The sequence below is a fragment of the Enterococcus raffinosus genome, from assembly GCF_001886185.1.
In the GTDB taxonomy this organism is placed as follows: domain Bacteria; phylum Bacillota; class Bacilli; order Lactobacillales; family Enterococcaceae; genus Enterococcus_A; species Enterococcus_A raffinosus.
This window is the reverse complement of sequence record NZ_JXLA01000001.1, coordinates 90,038-107,137: the sequence shown is the minus strand read 5'-3', so window position 1 is coordinate 107,137 and position 17,100 is coordinate 90,038. Positions and strand designations below refer to the sequence as shown.

At 39.0% G+C, this 17,100-nt stretch carries 11 protein-coding genes; 1 reads left to right on the top strand and 10 read right to left on the bottom strand.

The window, feature by feature from the left end; all coding sequences use genetic code 11:
* Window positions 1-66: 66 nt before the first annotated feature.
* The 9 genes from RV13_RS00500 to RV13_RS00465 all read right to left on the bottom strand — a co-directional run bounded on the left by RV13_RS00500 (window position 67) and on the right by RV13_RS00465 (window position 10,697).
* Entirely contained in the window at window positions 67-1,524 is a 1,458-nt protein-coding gene (locus RV13_RS00500; RefSeq protein ID WP_010745140.1) for an ABC transporter ATP-binding protein, read from the bottom strand.
* Complete coding sequence (locus RV13_RS00495) at window positions 1,525-2,217, bottom strand: energy-coupling factor transporter transmembrane component T (protein ID WP_028020044.1); 693 nt, start codon at window positions 2,215-2,217, stop codon at window positions 1,525-1,527.
* Window positions 2,218-2,228: 11 nt separating this feature from the next.
* Entirely contained in the window at window positions 2,229-2,834 is a 606-nt protein-coding gene (locus RV13_RS00490; RefSeq protein WP_010745138.1) for an MptD family putative ECF transporter S component, read from the bottom strand.
* Window positions 2,835-2,857: 23 nt separating this feature from the next.
* Window positions 2,858-4,597 (bottom strand): ABC transporter ATP-binding protein, encoded by a 1,740-nt coding sequence (locus RV13_RS00485; protein ID WP_010745137.1) that lies wholly within the window; start codon window positions 4,595-4,597, stop codon window positions 2,858-2,860.
* A 1-nt stretch (window position 4,598) separates the two neighbouring features.
* Window positions 4,599-6,347 (bottom strand): ABC transporter ATP-binding protein, encoded by a 1,749-nt coding sequence (locus RV13_RS00480; protein WP_010745136.1) that lies wholly within the window; start codon window positions 6,345-6,347, stop codon window positions 4,599-4,601.
* A gap of 227 nt (window positions 6,348-6,574) precedes the next feature.
* Complete coding sequence (locus RV13_RS20735; RefSeq protein ID WP_010745135.1) at window positions 6,575-6,691, bottom strand: putative metal homeostasis protein; 117 nt, start codon at window positions 6,689-6,691, stop codon at window positions 6,575-6,577.
* 23 nt (window positions 6,692-6,714) lie between these two features.
* Entirely contained in the window at window positions 6,715-8,235 is a 1,521-nt protein-coding gene (locus RV13_RS00475) for a metal ABC transporter solute-binding protein, Zn/Mn family (protein WP_010745134.1), read from the bottom strand.
* Window positions 8,236-8,580: 345 nt separating this feature from the next.
* Window positions 8,581-9,288: a helix-turn-helix domain-containing protein gene (locus tag RV13_RS00470; protein ID WP_010745133.1), complete on the bottom strand. Its 708-nt coding sequence runs from the start codon at window positions 9,286-9,288 to the stop codon at window positions 8,581-8,583.
* Window positions 9,289-9,563: 275 nt separating this feature from the next.
* On the bottom strand, window positions 9,564-10,697 hold the full coding sequence (locus RV13_RS00465) for a tyrosine-type recombinase/integrase (protein WP_010745132.1): 1,134 nt from the start codon (window positions 10,695-10,697) through the stop codon (window positions 9,564-9,566).
* A 421-nt stretch (window positions 10,698-11,118) separates the two neighbouring features.
* Between RV13_RS00465 and RV13_RS00460 the strand changes: the two genes are divergently transcribed.
* Window positions 11,119-12,645 carry an AcpB/EbpR/MafR family transcriptional regulator gene (locus RV13_RS00460; RefSeq protein WP_010745131.1) on the top strand — a complete coding sequence of 509 codons (1,527 nt, stop codon included), beginning with the start codon at window positions 11,119-11,121 and terminating at the stop codon, window positions 12,643-12,645.
* 37 nt (window positions 12,646-12,682) lie between these two features.
* Here the strand turns inward: RV13_RS00460 and RV13_RS00455 are convergent, their stop codons facing one another.
* Window positions 12,683-16,555, bottom strand: a complete 3,873-nt coding sequence (locus RV13_RS00455; protein ID WP_167325161.1) for a VWA domain-containing protein — start codon at window positions 16,553-16,555, stop codon at window positions 12,683-12,685.
* Between the last annotated feature and the right edge of the window lie 545 nt (window positions 16,556-17,100).

The window sequence follows — 17,100 nt, the reverse complement described above, 5'->3', positions numbered from 1 at the left end:
TAGTCCCATAAATAAAAAACTTCAAGCTGATAAAAGAGAAACTCTTGATTACTAGCTTGAAGTCAACTATTTAAAAAATGCCAAGTTTGACGAATGAACGTCCTTAACGCCAGCGGTTCCTAATTGAAACGTACTCTGCTCAAATCCTTTAGCGAATTCAAAGTCGTGGGTAATAATTACAAAGGTAATCCCTTTACTGGCTGAATCAGTGATCAATTGCTGTACCCGTCGCATATTCCCTGCATCTAATCCTGAGGTAGGTTCATCTAAAATCAGCAGCTCCGGTTCTCGCATCAATCCAACTGCGAAAACCAAACGTTGCTTTTGACCACCAGACAACGTCGCAGGATGTTGGTCTTTATATTGTAATAAGCCCAATTCCTGCAACAGTCTTTCCGCCTTCACCACATCTGTCTCCAGCTTTTTCGTCCCCAATAGTAATTCATTCAACACACTATCAGAAAATAGCTGATAATCAGCATCCTGCAGAACAAACCAACATTTCTCCCGCCGTTCCTTAACAGATAACGGTTGACCATTCATGCAGATTGTCCCGTTCTGCTCTTTATTTAACCCGCATAATGTCCGCGCTAACGTCGTTTTCCCCAGCCCATTTTCACCTGTAATCAATACGATTTCACCTTTGGTCAAGTGTAAATTCAATTTTTCAATAAGACTGGGGGCCAATCGATGGTAGCCAACGGATAAATCATTTACCGCTATAAAAGCTGCCTCATTCTTAGGTTTCTCTTCCCTTAGCAGATTTGATACACAAACCTCCTGCTTTTCGCGAATATCAAAGGACTGTAATGTCGTTTGTGATAAACAACGAAACTCATCGATTGACCATTGTGCCGCTATCTCTCCTTTAGACATATAGACAATTCGGTCGACCACCTCCATTAAATAATGGATTCGATGATCCGCAACGACGATAGTCTTCCCTGCTTGCTTCAACTGTTTTAATGTTCTCGCTAACTGTGTATTCCCTTGATTATCCAGATTAGCCGATGGCTCATCCAGCACAAAGATTTCAGGTGAATGCACTTCAACAGCCGCCATCGCTACTTTTTGTTTCTCCCCGCTAGAAAGCTGCGCCAATTTTCGTTTTTTCAATCCCTCCATCTGATTGACCTGCAAAACCTCCTCTATTCGCCGTGTAATTTGATTTGCTTCCAGCTGATAATTCTCCGAAGCAAACGCCAACTCATCTAGTACATTCGCAGTAAAGAATTGTGAACGAGCATCTTGGAAGACACTTCCCACGTATTTTCCGTATTCCCAATCTGCTAACGTCCCTGCATTTTTTTCGTTCAAATAAAGTTCGCCAGTCAACTCTCCTTCATAATAATGTGGGATCAACCCATTGATCAGACGTGTTAACGTCGTTTTCCCACAACCTGACGCACCGGTTATTAATACACATTCACCTTTTTTTATTTCTAAGGAGAGATTCTTTAGCAACGGTTGCCCTGTATCATAAGTAAAACGAATATCTTTTAATTCTATCGCTTTTTTTACCATTTAAACCTCCAAAAACTTAAATGAAAAAATGAAAACCACATAGCTGAAAAAGAATAGAACAAGAACCAAATCACGAACCGTGAAACCTGTCTGGTAAATTGAGGTTCGTTTTCCTGGACAATCAATGCCTTTTGTCATTGCCGAAGCAGTTAATTCATCTGTGATTTTCATCGTACGCATCATGAGTGGCACAAAGGTATATTCAAATGCACGTAATGGCCGCAACCAGTTCTTTGGTTGCGAATAGGACAGTCCACGCAAACGCGCAGACATTTGGATGGTGTCATTCTCTAATTTAATGATTGGAAAGAAGCGCAGCGTTACGACTACTGTGAGTATCAGATTTTTCGGCAGCTTCAATAGCTGCAATGCAGCCATCAATCGACCGGTCGGCACCTCTTGCAGCACTCGCGCCATCGTAATGATCGGTCCAAATCTTAAAATTAGAAAGCATAGCAGGCCTAGAAATTTTATCCACTGCTGATCGGTTATTAATAGATAATCGTAAAAACCAAGCGTGACTGCCATGACTACACCTATTTTAATAGCCGTTCGAAATAGACCTGCGTATACTAAATAGCATAAAGCAAACACATTCAATAAAATCAATTGATCCATTTGCGCAAAGAATACTAGAATACTTTGGACAATCAATAATAAAAATTGGATTCTGGGATCGATCTTTTTTTTCATTCGATTCTCCTTTAAGCGGACTTAATCACACCAGCCTTAATAAAATGCTTGTTCAATAATTTATACCCAAAAACACAACCTAAACAGCTCGCCGCAATGAGCGCGACCACGGATACTGTGATCCAAAACGGTGAGGTCATATATTCCATATAACTCGCTGTATAGCCAGTATCTTCTATCATTGAGAAATAGAAATCCGCTGAAATGGCCAAGATAAGGTAATTTGAGAATCCGTAGATCAGATTGTAAATCGTGAAAGCAATGGTTTGTGGTCCTAATTTTCGATAGCCCTTCGTTTTAATCAATACGAGTTCACCAAGCAGCCCGCCAATTATCGTAATCGGCAAAAGATAAAAAGTGCCCATGATGGCGTAAACCAATCCATTGATTACGCCAAAAAGAAACAAGGTGCCCCTTTTGCCAACTTTAAAAGCCATTAATAAATAAACTGGGCAGGTAAAGAATAAGACAAAGGCGGTCGCATAAGGATAGAACCACGCTAAGAATGGCATCGTCGCTACCGATAAGATCATCATTACTACAAATTCAACAACCGTATACAAACCAATCGTTAAATAGTCCTTCGAAATAAGTTTATCCGTTCTTTTCTTTTTCATTTTGTACTCCTTTTTTGATTGGTTTAATTCTTGCTAAATTTCCAAGTGGTCGCTTCATTTTGCATGTCCACTAATTTATGGTAAAGCTCGCATGTTTGGTAAAGCTCCTGATGCTTCCCTTTCGCCGCAATGTTCCCTTTTTCCAAGACCACAATTTGATCTGCGTTCATTACAGTTTTCAACCGATGGGCGATAACAACAACCGTTTTATCCGCTACGAGATTTTTGATTGCTCGCTGTACCCCAGCTTCATTTTCTAAATCCAATGCGGCTGTGGCTTCATCGAGTAAGATGATCTCAGACTTTTTAATAAACGCACGGGCGATACTGATTCGTTGCTTCTCCCCACCAGACAAGGTAGAGCCCCCTTCGCCAACAAGTGTGTCATACCCGTCAGGCAGACTGCTGATGAATTCATGGCAATGCGCTTTTTTGGCTGCTTCGACCACCTCTTCAAAGCTTGCCGCTTGATTCCCCACTCGAATATTATTTAAGATCGTATCCTTAAATAAATACACATCTTGAAACACCATCGATAAATGACTGTACAAATTCTCTGGATTCACCGTTTTCAGATCTTTCCCGCCAATCTCAATCGTCCCTTCCTGCACATCATAAAAACGAGCCAATAATTTCACGATGGTGGATTTTCCACTGCCGGACGGTCCCACTAACGCCGTTAACGTTCTAGGCTGAATTTTGAGATTGATGTTTTGCAATACCGGTTCTTCTTTATAAGAAAAACCAACATTTTTAAAACAAATCGTATAATCGTCGTTAAGGCTTTTCTTCCCTTGAACCTCAGGCTGATTTCTAATCTCCATGATTCGCTCCCCACTGATCAATGCATAACGCATCTCTGTGTAATTGATCATTAACGTAGTAAAGGGATCATAAATTCGACTAGCAACCACAATAAATACCAAGAATACCGATTCGACAAGACTCCGCTGGGCCAAAAGGTAGGAGCCGATGAAGACCAAGATAGGCAGTCCCATTCGCAAGAGTGAAATAGCCACCATGACAACTGGACCTAATGCCCCTTCAATTCGAATAGATTCCTTGCGCAACGTATCAAAAGCTTTTTGAATTCTAGCAAATTGCTGTCCGCCTAATGAATAGGCTTTAATTTCTTTGATTCCTTGCAGGTATTCTTGTAAACGAGAAGCACTTTCCACTTTTGCTTGAATATGTCGGCCACCTAGCTTGTTCATTAAAATATTTGATCCTTTGACCACCAATAAGACAATGGGCAGCATTGCGTACAAGCATAAGGTCATACGCCAATCAATCAGACATAAGGAAACAAAAGCCAGTACTAATAAGATGCTGGCCCCAAGTGCTTGAGGAACAAGATGGGAGACAGCACTTTCTAGCAAGGTATAATCTCCCAACATCATCGTAGTTAAATCACCAGGGTCGCGGCTGTCTAAAAAGCCTAGGGATAATTTGCGCAGATGATTGGCCAGTTTCGTCCGTCCCTTTTCAGAAACGTCATATGCGGCCGTATATTGTTTTTCATAAGCAATCGTCGAAATTAACACCTGCAGCGCAAACCACACAACGCTAGCCAAAATTAAATAAAGATACAAACGTGTATTTAATGGACGCTCCTGCTGATAGGATTCAAACAATTCGAAAATCCCATAAAAAGCGATGACTGCCGGTAATAACCGAGCGGTGGATTCCAATGTTGCCCAAAAAGTAGACTGGATCAATTTTCTCGGCTCACCTGAGGTAATATTATAAATTGCTTCTTTCATCCTACTTTACCTCCCAATCTTTGGTTTCTTCATTGATTTTCCATAATTTTTGATAGAGCGGATTCTTTACCAGCAACTCGTCGTGTGTGCCGGTCGCTTGAATTTCGCCTTTATCACAAACCAGAATTTGATCAACATGCTGAATTGTCCAAAGTCGATGGGCAATGATTAAGACCGTTTTCCCCTTCACAAGCTCGCTGATTGCCTGCTGAATATATACTTCGTTTTCAGCATCAGCATAGGCAGTCGCTTCATCCAGAACCAATATTGGCGAATTTTTCAATAGTGCCCGCGCAATCGAAATCCGTTGCGCTTCTCCTTTAGATAAGAAAACGCCTTGTTCCCCAATCATCGTGTCATACCCCTTAGGCAGTTCGCGAATGAATTCGTCACAACGAGCCATTTTAGCCACCCAGCGAACTTCTTCTAAATTCGCTTTTTGATTTCCCATGCGAATATTGGCTTCAACGGTATCATTGAACAAGGTGACATCTTGAAAGACAAAGGACACATTTTGCATTAATGTATCGATCGTTACCTCACGAATATCCGTCCCACCGATGGTTATCGTCCCCTCCGCTGGTTCATAGAAACGCAGCAGCAGTTGAGCAATTGTACTTTTCCCGCCACCTGAAGGTCCCACTAACGCATTCATTGTATTCGGCTTTAATTCAAAGCTAACATTCTTCAAGACCGAATTTCCCTCTGTATAGGCGAATGAAACTTTGTTAAAAACAATGCTGTTTCCAGAAAAATTAGTAGCATTTGCTTTTTCTTTCACTGGCAACTCAGCAAAAATTTCATCAACACGCTTGACTCCCTCATTCACATTGCTGAAGGTTGAAGCCGCGTACATCAGTTTCATAAACGGACCCGTCGTACCTGAAGCTAAAATGATAAACAGCATAACCGTTAGCGATAATGTTTTATCTTGAGGACTCTGACTAATCAAAAACGCTCCAAATGGCATGACAAACAAAACAACAGATGTTATTAAAGTAGTAAATAAGACATAGCCTGAGCGAAATCCATTAGACCAATCCATCACTAAGCTTCGATAATCTTTGATACTTTGATGGAATCGTTTAAAGTTTCCCACAGAAAGCCCAAAAACCTTAACAGCAGGCATTGCACGAACATATTCAACACCGTTACTGTTCATTGCTTCTAGTGCATCGTGATACTCCTTCACTTTGTTGTTCTTCATGGTTGTTCCCATTAAGTAAGAATAAATACCAACTGCTAGAAAAAGCGGAACTAGTGACATCAAACCTAAACGCCAATCAATCGTCAACATCAAACCGATATAGATCAATGGAAAAATTAACGCTGAAACAATATCCGGAATTTGATGCGCAATAAAGGACTCCATTTTTTCGACACATTGGTCGATAATTTTCATAAGCTGACCGCTAGATTTTTTTGTAAAATACCCCATTGAAACTTTGGACAAATGCTGTAGGATATCCATACGAATCTCATACAAAATATCAAACGCTGCAACATGGGAACACATAGATGAACCATACAAAAATATGACTCCAGCCAAAACACTTCCCATTGAAACCAGACTCCAATGAATCAATCCACCAGCTGAATAATCCCCAATCATCAATAATTCAATAATCTTATAAATACAATAAAACGGGATGAATTGTACCACTGTTGATATAGTCGCCAAAACTCCCGATAACGTCAGTAAACCCTTCTTTTTTTTGATGTATCTTATCAAGACCGATTCACTCTTCATTTGTCTAACTCCTTCCTTGCCCCTCATTTACTAAACAAAAAAATGCTCTGACGAATCTTAAGTGATAATGAGATTCATTCTCATTTAAACATTTTTTCTGGTTTTTTTCAATAAAATTTTACAGTTTATTGACGAATCCCAAGCTTTAATCAAGAGAAGCAGTTTCTTCTAAGTCCGCTTATCATTGAAAAACTCCTAGACAAATAGATGCCTAGGAGATGGTTAGTTTATTTTGTGGTTCGATTACGTTTGTCTGCCTTGATGATTTTTAACGCCCGCTTGCGTGTTTTGATATTTGGGCTTTTTAAGCGACGATAAGCACTAGCTCGATCTGTTTTTTCCATGAGTCCTCTCCTTCTTCCTTCAATTAATGGGCCAGCATTTCCTGAGCGATCGTGTGTCCACTCATTTTCACTGGGTAATAAGTCGGCCAATTGTCCATTTCCTCCAGCAGAGCCTTCTGACTCTCGCCACCGAAATAAATATGAAAATGCGCGGCTTTGGCTGGAGCTATTCCGTGATCGCTGAATTGCACATATTTGTAGTTTCCAGCATCTGGATCTTTTGTTTCAAAGGTAAAACGAACGCCGCGATTGCCCTTTTCATAGGTTAGAATTTCGTACCCCTTGTACTCATACGTGTATTTGTGGTGTTTGCCATCAACGATAAAATCGATTTGCTTGTCTGTGATTTTGATTTCATTGACATCCGTTTTATAGCCTGTTTCATAATAAGATTTGTATTCTGCGGCTGTTTTATCCTTCTTTATTTTTGCTTTGTAATCAAAAACCTGATCTAAGGCTCCCTCTTGCAATAACGGATAAACCGATTGCCAATCACCGGCATAATCCGATAATTTCCGATCCTTCACCTGAGAATCCTTGAAATAACCGTTATAGATCGTTTGCTCTGTCTCTGCTTGCGCTTCCGGTTTAATCTCTTTTCCCGCCACATCTGTGGTCTTCTTCAAGGCAGATAAATTTTCCTTCATAACAGAAATGTAGTCCTCGCCGGCGTCCATTTGTTTCTTCGTTAAGCTCTCTAACGGATTAAGTACTTCTAAGTTCACTTTGGTTTCATCCGCAAGGGTTTTGGCTGCTTTTCCTTGATTATTATTTTCAAAATAAATGTATCTTATGTCATTGTCTTCAACATAATGCTTCAATTCTGCAATACGTGACGGGTCTGGCTCCTGATCGGGGTTGATTCCCGAGATCCCCACCTGATTCAACCCATAATCCAAGGCTAAATAACCAAAGGCTGTATGCTGCGTGACAAAGTTTTTTTGTTTTGCTGCTTTTAACGTGTCAGAGTACTCTTTATCCAACGTCTCAAGCTTGGCTAAATAGGCCTTCGCATTTTTTTCAAAATCTGTTTTCTTTTCTGGATATAATTTGACTAATTGATTTTTGATTGACGTTACTTCCTTGATCGCTCGATGGGGAGATACCCACGTGTGAGGATCATAGTCATGATGATGCCCCTCTTCATGGCTGTGGTCATGCTCTTCTTCGCCTCCTGGCAGTAGAAGCATGTCCTTTGTTCCCTCGATAACATTTGGCTCTCCTTTTTTCCAAGATTTCACAGCACTTGGTACCCAAGCTTCCATGTTTTCGTTGTGATAAACAAATACATCCGCATCCGTAATCTTCGCCATGTCTTTAGCGGAAGGCTCGTAATCATGCGGCTCCGAGCCAGCAGGCATTAATAAACTTACCTCACCAGCATCTCCAACAATGTTTTTCGTAAAGTCATACATTGGATAAAATGTCGCAACAATTTGTAATTTCTTGTCTTTGTTTTCCGAAGCCGCTTGATTGTCCTTACAAGCACCCAGACCAACTAACGCTAATAAACTAATCAATGCCATGCCTATCTTTTTCTTCATTTGGATCTCTTCCCCTATTCCTACGCAAATTTTTCCTGTTTTCATCCTTCACGTTTATTAAAAAACACTCTTTTTATTTTTGACCTTCATTCTTATTCAGTCATTGAACCAACGCCAAAAAAAATTCTAATATCCCTCCTATTTGAAGATCGAAATAGTATTGATTTAATCATTACTATTTGCGTCACCCAAATCGTAATCGTTACGATTCAACAGAAATACTTTATCATTGCATAAAAAGCGTGTCAAGATAAAATAACATGAAATTCCATTCATGTGATCACGGACTCATACAAAAACCCACGTCCAACATAGACGTGGGTAGCTTATTCTCAAAGTTTAATACTAATATTTTTCTTCTTTACTATTTTCCAGTAATAGACGATACCCTTTTCCCCAAATGGTTTCTAAGGACTCTTCGTCGATACCAACACTTTTCAGTTTGCCTTTAATCCGTTTTACCAAAACAGACAGTTGCGCGAGGTACGAATGATTAGGAGCTTTCTCCCAAATATATAAACACATCTCCGTTCGTGACACGATCGCGCCATTTGCCTCCATTAACTTTTGAAAAAATTTCCATTCTCGGTTCGTCAATTTCCGCAGAAAGACTTGAAGGTTTTTTTTCTGCAATTCTTCGCTTGTCTGTAGCAATGAACTCACCTGTGAATTCTTTTGGTGGTCCAGTGTCGTAAATTGGGTAGATAAGCTTTCCCTTAAACGATCACTGCTTTGACTATCACTGATCCATCCGCAAAAACCAATCTTTCGAATATTCTCTTCTTCCTGTTCAGTCGGGTCCCTGTCTAGCTTACGAAAACAGGGAATCTGCTGTTCAAGAGTTGAAATAATGCTCTCTGCTTCCCTGTCTGTAATCGTCCCATTCAAAATAACTCCCTGAAAATTTTCCTTAACTTCTTTAATGTTAAGCCTTTGATACAGTTTGCGCAGAAACGTTTCTGAGCAAAACACTTCATAGCCAAGTTCTTGCAAACGCGCCTGAATGGTCTGTTCTACGAGTAGATTTTTTGTCAAAATTAATAATGGTTTCATCTTTTTTCTCCCCTTTATTGAGTGTTCAAGTGACTATAGACTTAGAAAACCTCTCTATTTTTAAAGATCTCTTTTGTTTTATTCTTTCAATACAATTTATTTGTCAGCACATAAAAATTCTCCTATAATTGCATTCCATGACGGATATTTTTTTCTTATTAGATTACCTAACAAGAAAAAAAGCTGTTATCCATTGTGGCTGTTAGTGTTATTTAGACTCATGACGCTTCTATTGACGGCGAATAGATAGAAAAAAAGAAAGTTCGCAATCGAACTTAGCTAACCGATGCGTAACTTTCTTCAAAAAGTAAATCAAGCGTTCCAACTGCTTCTCGTCGTTTTTCCATCATCGAATCAGTGTATGTATCCAACGTCAGTTTAATGGACGAGTGTCCCATCAACCGGCTAACACTCGCGATATCCACACCATTTTCCACACAGCGCGTTGCAAAGGTATGACGCAGCGTATGAAAATGAAACTTCTCCAAATCTGTCCCTGCCAAAACTTTTTTAAAGCGATAATTCACTGTCCGGGGTTCCACCCGTTTCCCTTGATTATTTACAATATAATTGGAGCGGTTTGATTCTTTCAATTGAAGCAGATATGTACATAGATGATTGGTCATAGGTATGAAGCGATTGGATTCGGCTGTTTTCGGATGATCCTCCACAACAACCGTTCGTTTTTCCAGCGCATTCTCATCTGTTACTCGCATCACTGTGCGTTGGACATGGATCAAACGTGTCTCGAAATCAATATCTGACCATTTTAGCCCACAGATTTCTCCGATTCGCATCCCTGTATACAAAGCAAGAATGACTGAAACTCCCTCCGGATCAGCAAAAAACAATCGCTCCATCTTCTTTTGTTCAGCAATCGTTAATGCATGCACCCGTTTATTGGGTTTCTTTGGCAATAGAACATAGTGACAAGGATTCTCGGATAAACAGCCTTCTTGGACAGCGATTTTCAACAGGCTATTCAGAATCGTATAAATCAAATGAACAGTACCTACAGCCAGCTGCTTTTCACGCAACATTTCAATTACAGTTTGAACGTTTTTCTGCGTTAGGTCCTTCATTTTTATGGACCCGATCGCTGGAAATACATGATTTTTTAAAAGTCGAGAGTAGTTGTAATAGGTGGAGGGCTTGACCTCCTTTTTTATTTTGGTTGTCATGCATTCGCGTATCCAACTATCTAACCGCTCATAGCTTTTCTCACTTTTGATCAATGTCTTTTCTAAGTGTTTAGCCTTTACAACTAATAGTCGTTCTTTCACATCTTTATAGGTTTTTCCATAGAGGTATCCGTAGGAAATTTTATTATTCGCGTCGCGATTTTTGATGAAACGACCTTCCCAGCGACCATCTTTTCGTTTATAAATATTTTCACCTTTACGAGGCATTGCTCAGGCTCCTTTCTGACGGAGATTTTGACGGCTTATTTTTTTACTAATTTAAAGGCGTCCTATTAAGGTTTTCTGCTTATTTAAAAGGCCTCTTTTCTTAATATCCCGTTATACACAGAAACAATTCATTTTTTTAACTATAAAAACAACATTTTGATTTTGACTTTCAGCTTATTTTTATTTATCGTTAAGTTGAAAATAAATGTTTTGCTTTTAATATAATCAAATCACCTATTTTTCTTGTTAGGTAATCTAATAAGAAAAGTAGGCTTTTTTTCTAGCAAAAGTATAGCAAACCAAGATCCGCTTTTTTTTCTATTCTGGCAGGATAAAGTCGTCAATTTTGAGCAGAATGATCGTTTGTTTCTGGTTTTTATCGTACGGATGATATACTCTTCTTGAAAAGAGGTGGCTGATTTTGGATTACGAACTGTTCGAAACCCATATAAAAACAAAACTTGAATTGTTAGACGTTCTCTATGAAGCCGAAGCTGGGGTACGAATCTCGACATTGGCGATAAAACTTGGAACTGGTGAAAAGAATGTCGTCAAATATATGGAGGATTTACAAGAAGACCTGGCACAATTTCATATCGTAGAAGATGGAGAGGCTGAAATTGATTTTTTTAAAGGGAAGGGATACTCCTTCAATGGGAATGAGCTTGATTATAAAAAATTGGCGCTATTTATTTTGAATCAATCTATGAATTTTTCATTGCTGAGAAATTTATTCCTTAATCACGATGTAGATACGAGAAACATTCTTGATAATTATTATATTAGTGAAAGTACGTTAAGAAGAAAGATAGCGGCGATCAATCACTACGTCTCATCCTATGGTCTCTCGCTAAAGCATAATAGAGGGCGATTAATAATGGTGGGAAAAGAGATGACGATCCGCTATTTTGGATACCGCTTTTTCTGGAGATTTTATACAGGAGTTTCTTGGCCGTTCCCTGCCATTGATCAAAGAAAAATTTTGCCTCTTGTAAAGCTAGCGCTTGAAAATTACAAATTGGCTCAAAAAAATGCATTGATCCAAGAGTTCTCTTACTTTTTTGCTCTAAACGTCACCCGTTTCCATAACAAATACCCTATACCAGCTGAAGCATTGCCTGACTATATCAGAGAAATCAATCATCAATTACTCTTTCCCCGTTCTTCTTTTTATCAAGAATTTCAACAAAGCTTTCATGTAACAGATGATGAAGTAGAGTTTACTGGCTTGCTCTTTCAATGTCGCGTCCAATTTTATATGCAGGATAACAAGTTGCGAGAAGCACTTCTTATACATCAGCAGTTTAATACAAGTATTTATGAGCTATATACACTATTTATACAACTTACAGATATCATGTATACTCCGGTAGAAACGCAATTAAACTTGAATTTCTGTCATGCATTGATACTATCTGCTCACTTACATTCGATGTTTTTTGAAAGCTTCATTACTGTTGCTTCAGGCTATGACCTTTCTTTTTTCTATCAAAAGAATTATCCCCACCTTTTTGAATACATGCGCGGGATTCTTCAAAAGATGAAGCAACAATCTTCTTCACCCATTCTTGAAAATGAAGCTTTTCTTTTGCCTAGGTATTGCGAGGCTTTCTCAGCTATCAATATTTTTACTAAATTTGAACCTAAAATCGTAGTCAAAATTGATACCAATTTGACGATGGCATTGGAATATATATTGGCTCAAAAGTTGGAACAGATATTCAAAAATTTTTATAACATCCGATTTATTTCTTTCATTGAAATTGATCAATCAGCCGAGGAACATTATGACATTATTCTCTCTTCTGTCATTCAAGACGTTGAAGGTAGTCAGTATAAAGGGATTCCTTTGTATACCTTCCGGCCGCAACTTGCGGTTTCCGATATCACAAAGATCCATCAAATTTTAGAAAACTATGTGACCAACTACAATAAAAAGAAGCAGTAGCCCTCCTACCTAATGAGCCTACTGCTTCTCTTATAATTTACTTACGGAATGCGTCATTCTTTCTAGTAAATAGAATATAGACGATGCCTAAAATAATCCCACCTATAATGAAGCACATCGCTAACAAAGAGGTCCTGCCTGTGCCAAAGCTTCCTGTAAATGGCAAATTGCCTGCAATCGGTGTATTTTTGATTTTCAAGTGGATCGTATTTCCAGAAACACCAAGTTCACTGGCAACGGATGTGAGTAATGGATCTTTTCCGACTATCACGACGCCATTTCCCATAATATCGATCAATATTCGGTCTTTCAATCCCTGATAACTAGTAGGCGGCGTAACTTCTTCCAGAAAATAAGTTCCTGGTTTTAGTCCAGTAAATAGAAAGCGTGCCCCTGTAGAAAGAGTCTTCTCATAGTTCGTTCCTGCTCCTACTAGCTTAAAGGTCGCTCCTTCAAGAGAATGATTCTGATCATCCAGCTTGTCAATAATCAACTCAAAATCATTTAACCTGTTAACAACAGTAACACTGCCTTCATTACCGTCCACTCTAGCCACAAGTCCAGCCCCGTCTGCTTTTTCGGTGACTTCGATCAAAAAGTCAGCTGCAGCTTTATATCCTACCGGAACGAATGTTTCCTCCACTCGATACGTTCCGATCGGCAGACCAGTAAATGTCACGGTACCATCTGTTGTAGCGACAACATCTTTCATTACTTCAATGTTTTTTCCAACATGTGTGACCGTGAATTTTGGTCGTTCACTTTCATTTCCCGTAATTGGGGTTCTTCCATCATCTCCAACTTTTTTGAAGCTGTAATCTGTTGTCAACAGCTTGTTAGTCATCACGATTTCTTCCGCTTGAAGGTTCTCGGAAGTAAAGGCTGTTTGACTATAAACAGGTTCACCATAACCGGCAACCTTGTCGTTATTCCCAATTTTTTCAATGACACGATATTGAATCCCGCTACCTCCTTCAACAGCCGGAAATGTTCCTTTCCAAGAAGTTGCTGAAGTTAAAGTGATTCGATGAAGGTCATTCCATGAATCGCCATCTTTTCTTTGCAAAATTGCTGTAACAGCTTCTCGCATCTTCCAAAAATTCTCTGTTTCTCCACGACGGTCAGACCATTGTTTCTTTACAGGAATTATGAAATCCGCTATTAGCTTATTGGATACTGTATGGCTTGTTTTTCCATCAACTGTCGTCTCTAGAATCGGAGAATTCATGTACTCAGTCACTTCAATTGTAAAATCCGCCATTTTTTTGTACCCGTCTGGAACGCTTGTTTCTTCTACAACGTATTCACCGATTGGCAAGCCTTGGACTTTTACCTCTCCGGAACTATTGGGTTCAAGATTTTCTGCAATCACTTCCTTACTTTCTTTGTGATAGACCTTAAATTTTGGCAAATCTGTTCCTGAAAACGTTGTGGTTCCATCTTCTTTGACTTTCTTAAAACTAAAGTCTCGTTTTAGCAGCTTATTTGTAACCGTCACAGTCTTATCATTTCCGATAGAGCTGTACGTAAATGTCGAATGACTATAGGTAGGTTCATCATATCCGGTGATTCGAGTCTTCTCTCTCACTCGGTAGGTTCCTTCCCTCGCCACTACATCAAAAGTTGTTTCCCAGCCATTGGTTTCTGTCAAAGTTTTTTCTTGAATTTTTTCCCATGAATTATCTGCTTTTTTCTTTTCCAATACGATATCAATAGTCTTTCTTGTGTTCCATTTGTTATCGTCATCATTCGACCATTGCTTTTTTGCTTGGATTGCAAAATCATCCTCCACCGCTCGAACAGACGGAACCCCAAAATCTAATTCATCAACCGTTCGCTCCGGGGTAGGAAGCAAGACCGTCTTTTTGTTTGCAGGATACCACTTACCTGGGATAAAGCCATCTGCTTCTGTCTTCAAGCGAACTTTGTATTCTACTTCGATTTCTTGCTTAGCTGTCAAATTGATATTCGTCACATTGATTTGTTTCCTGTCCGCTGAAGGAGATACTATCGCCATGTCACTGGAAGCAATAGCTTCCGCACCATTACTTACTTGCCGAATTATTGGCTCACCCACTAGTTCTACCATATCTCCTAGCGGGTCTTGGATCACACCTTTATCAACCGTCCGAATAATCGTTTGATACCACTTTTTGAAATACTCCGTCATCTGATCGGTTTGCTCCATATGATAGAAATGATAGTCCGCTGCTGTGTCAGACGAAGGATTCGCATTGGCCTTTTTTGACGCCATTTTGTATAACCCTTTAATCAATTCCGCCTGTGTATGCTGTTCCCCTAGTTCTCTATCGGGATATATTCCTAAAGCCAACGAATGGATTTCAATACCGCTATTTTTTAAGTCAGCTGCAGAAGAGTTCGCAATTGTTAAATGGCTATTGATTGACACTCTACCATTTAACCCATAGAGTGCATAAGATGCATCAAACTTCGTTGTATCTCCCCTAGAATTTATGTGACTTCCTATCTTGTAATTAGGCTTTACCCCTGTTTCAAAATAGTTGCTTGTATAGACTTTATCGTAATAAAGATCATTGTTTATTACTCCCGTTTGTGGATAATAGCTTCTATTAGGGGCGCCGTCTGTTAAAATGAATAATAATTTATGCCGATTCATTTCTAATTGCGGAGCATCATCAAATAGATCTCTTGCGTGGAACAATCCTCTTTGAGTAAAAGTAGCTCCATCCGCGCGTAAACTGGCATACCCATTTTTCATTCTCTGCCAATCATCGGGATTATTTGATAATGGGAAGGTCCCAGTGCTGCTTAAATAAGCGGGTGTATAGCAATTGAACACATGGGCTCCCACTCTAATATTATTTTCTGATGGTTTCGCCGCTTTAGCTAATTCGGTTACTATTTTATCCAAAGCCGAAACAGAATCATTTTTTATACTATTTCCTGTACTACTTAAACGTCGGAGCATCGAAGCTGAATTATCTAACAAGAACACGACATCTACACCTGGATTGTATGTCGTGTTTCCTTTTACATTCAGGCGTACTTTGAATTCATTTTCATTTTCCGTTTCCTGCGCGTACTTTCGCATCGAAATATTCGCATTGTCTGGATCGCCATAATGAATGTACGATTTTGAATGATCATCATTCGAAGTGTCCCAACTTGTTACCCCATCCCAGCCACTAGAGCCGCTCAAACCACCTTGATGATTGAGAACATTGTCTTGCCCGACTGGTCTCCAGTTCGGCGTTGGGTATCTTCCTTCTGTTTGATTATCCGTATATTCTGTTGTTTTTGTCTCATACAGAGCCGCATTCGCACGACTAGCGGCTAATCTAGTTAATGGAGGCCCTGCTTGCAATGTATTCAACGCATCTTCCGGCTCTTGCTTTCCCTCTTTCGAAGAATTTGTTTCTGTGTTTTTAGACTCTTTTTTTTCAGACACAGAAGAAGTTGTTTTTTCTTCCTTGCCTTTCAGTATGTAGGGTTCCTTGTTGCTCCAAACATTCTCATTAATCCCCATGTCCTCTTTGCGATCAACTTGGGCATATAGTTGACCTTCTATTTCGTTTTTCGGTAAATAAAGAACAATTTCCTGTTTGGATTGTTTCTCAAATTCTTCTTCGATCAACCAGCCTTCCGTTTCTGTCATTCCATTGATCTTAGGGTAATCAACTGCTTTATGATTAACCAAGAATTGAAGCTTCAAACGTTGCAGCTCTGTTCCTTTTGATTCTGTTTTCACACGAAAAATCGTGCGTCCCTTCTCTTTTTCCGCCTCATAGGTCAGTTTGACAATATCATTATCAACTAAAACCACTGTATCTGTACTTGCAGACACTAATTTGCCACATTTCAAAACATCTGTAAGCATTGAAAGAAACACCAACAATACTACCAACAACCTTGTTCTCTTCCATTTCATGATTCGTCCCCCGTTCCCTCTCATTCCCATCCTGTGCTTTTTTATGTAACAGTCATTCTATATTCAACACTTTTATAAAAAACATCCCTCTAATTTACAAAAAGGCCAACATCCATTTTAAAGTTATTTAAATTACGTTATTTTATACAGTTTTTTTTGACTATCACAATTAAAATTCTCTAAATAGAAATTATCAATTAATTGATTGACTGACTATTTTTAAGCGAATCTGCTCCTCTACAAAATGATAATATCACCATGAAACCAGCGTTTCAACACGCTACAAATGACTTGAAATAACTATAAAAATAGCTATTTATTCCTCAATCAAAATATTTATTTATTTTTCAACAAGCTATATATTTAAATGAATTGCTTATCCGTTTTATTTATTCTTTTATCATTGTTTTTTTAAGCAAAAGAATAGTGGTATTTTATTTTCTTGTCCATACTATAAATAAAGATATGAATACTCTTTTTTTGAATAAAAAATAACGTTTTCTGATTATCTGTAATAGGTATTTCTGTTTTTAATCTGTGTAAAC

What these genes read in the sequence shown, in the direction of transcription:
- RV13_RS00500 (WP_010745140.1), bottom strand. Translation starts at nt 1,524, where the DNA reads ATGGTAAAAAAAGCGATAGAATTAAAAGATATTCGTTTTACTTATGAT.
- RV13_RS00495 (WP_028020044.1), bottom strand. Translation starts at nt 2,217, where the DNA reads ATGAAAAAAAAGATCGATCCCAGAATCCAATTTTTATTATTGATTGTC.
- RV13_RS00490 (WP_010745138.1), bottom strand. Translation starts at nt 2,834, where the DNA reads ATGAAAAAGAAAAGAACGGATAAACTTATTTCGAAGGACTATTTAACG.
- RV13_RS00485 (WP_010745137.1), bottom strand. Translation starts at nt 4,597, where the DNA reads ATGAAAGAAGCAATTTATAATATTACCTCAGGTGAGCCGAGAAAATTG.
- RV13_RS00480 (WP_010745136.1), bottom strand. Translation starts at nt 6,347, where the DNA reads ATGAAGAGTGAATCGGTCTTGATAAGATACATCAAAAAAAAGAAGGGT.
- RV13_RS20735 (WP_010745135.1), bottom strand. Translation starts at nt 6,691, where the DNA reads ATGGAAAAAACAGATCGAGCTAGTGCTTATCGTCGCTTAAAAAGCCCA.
- RV13_RS00475 (WP_010745134.1), bottom strand. Translation starts at nt 8,235, where the DNA reads ATGAAGAAAAAGATAGGCATGGCATTGATTAGTTTATTAGCGTTAGTT.
- RV13_RS00470 (WP_010745133.1), bottom strand. Translation starts at nt 9,288, where the DNA reads ATGAAACCATTATTAATTTTGACAAAAAATCTACTCGTAGAACAGACC.
- RV13_RS00465 (WP_010745132.1), bottom strand. Translation starts at nt 10,697, where the DNA reads ATGCCTCGTAAAGGTGAAAATATTTATAAACGAAAAGATGGTCGCTGG.
- RV13_RS00455 (WP_167325161.1), bottom strand. Translation starts at nt 16,555, where the DNA reads ATGAAATGGAAGAGAACAAGGTTGTTGGTAGTATTGTTGGTGTTTCTT.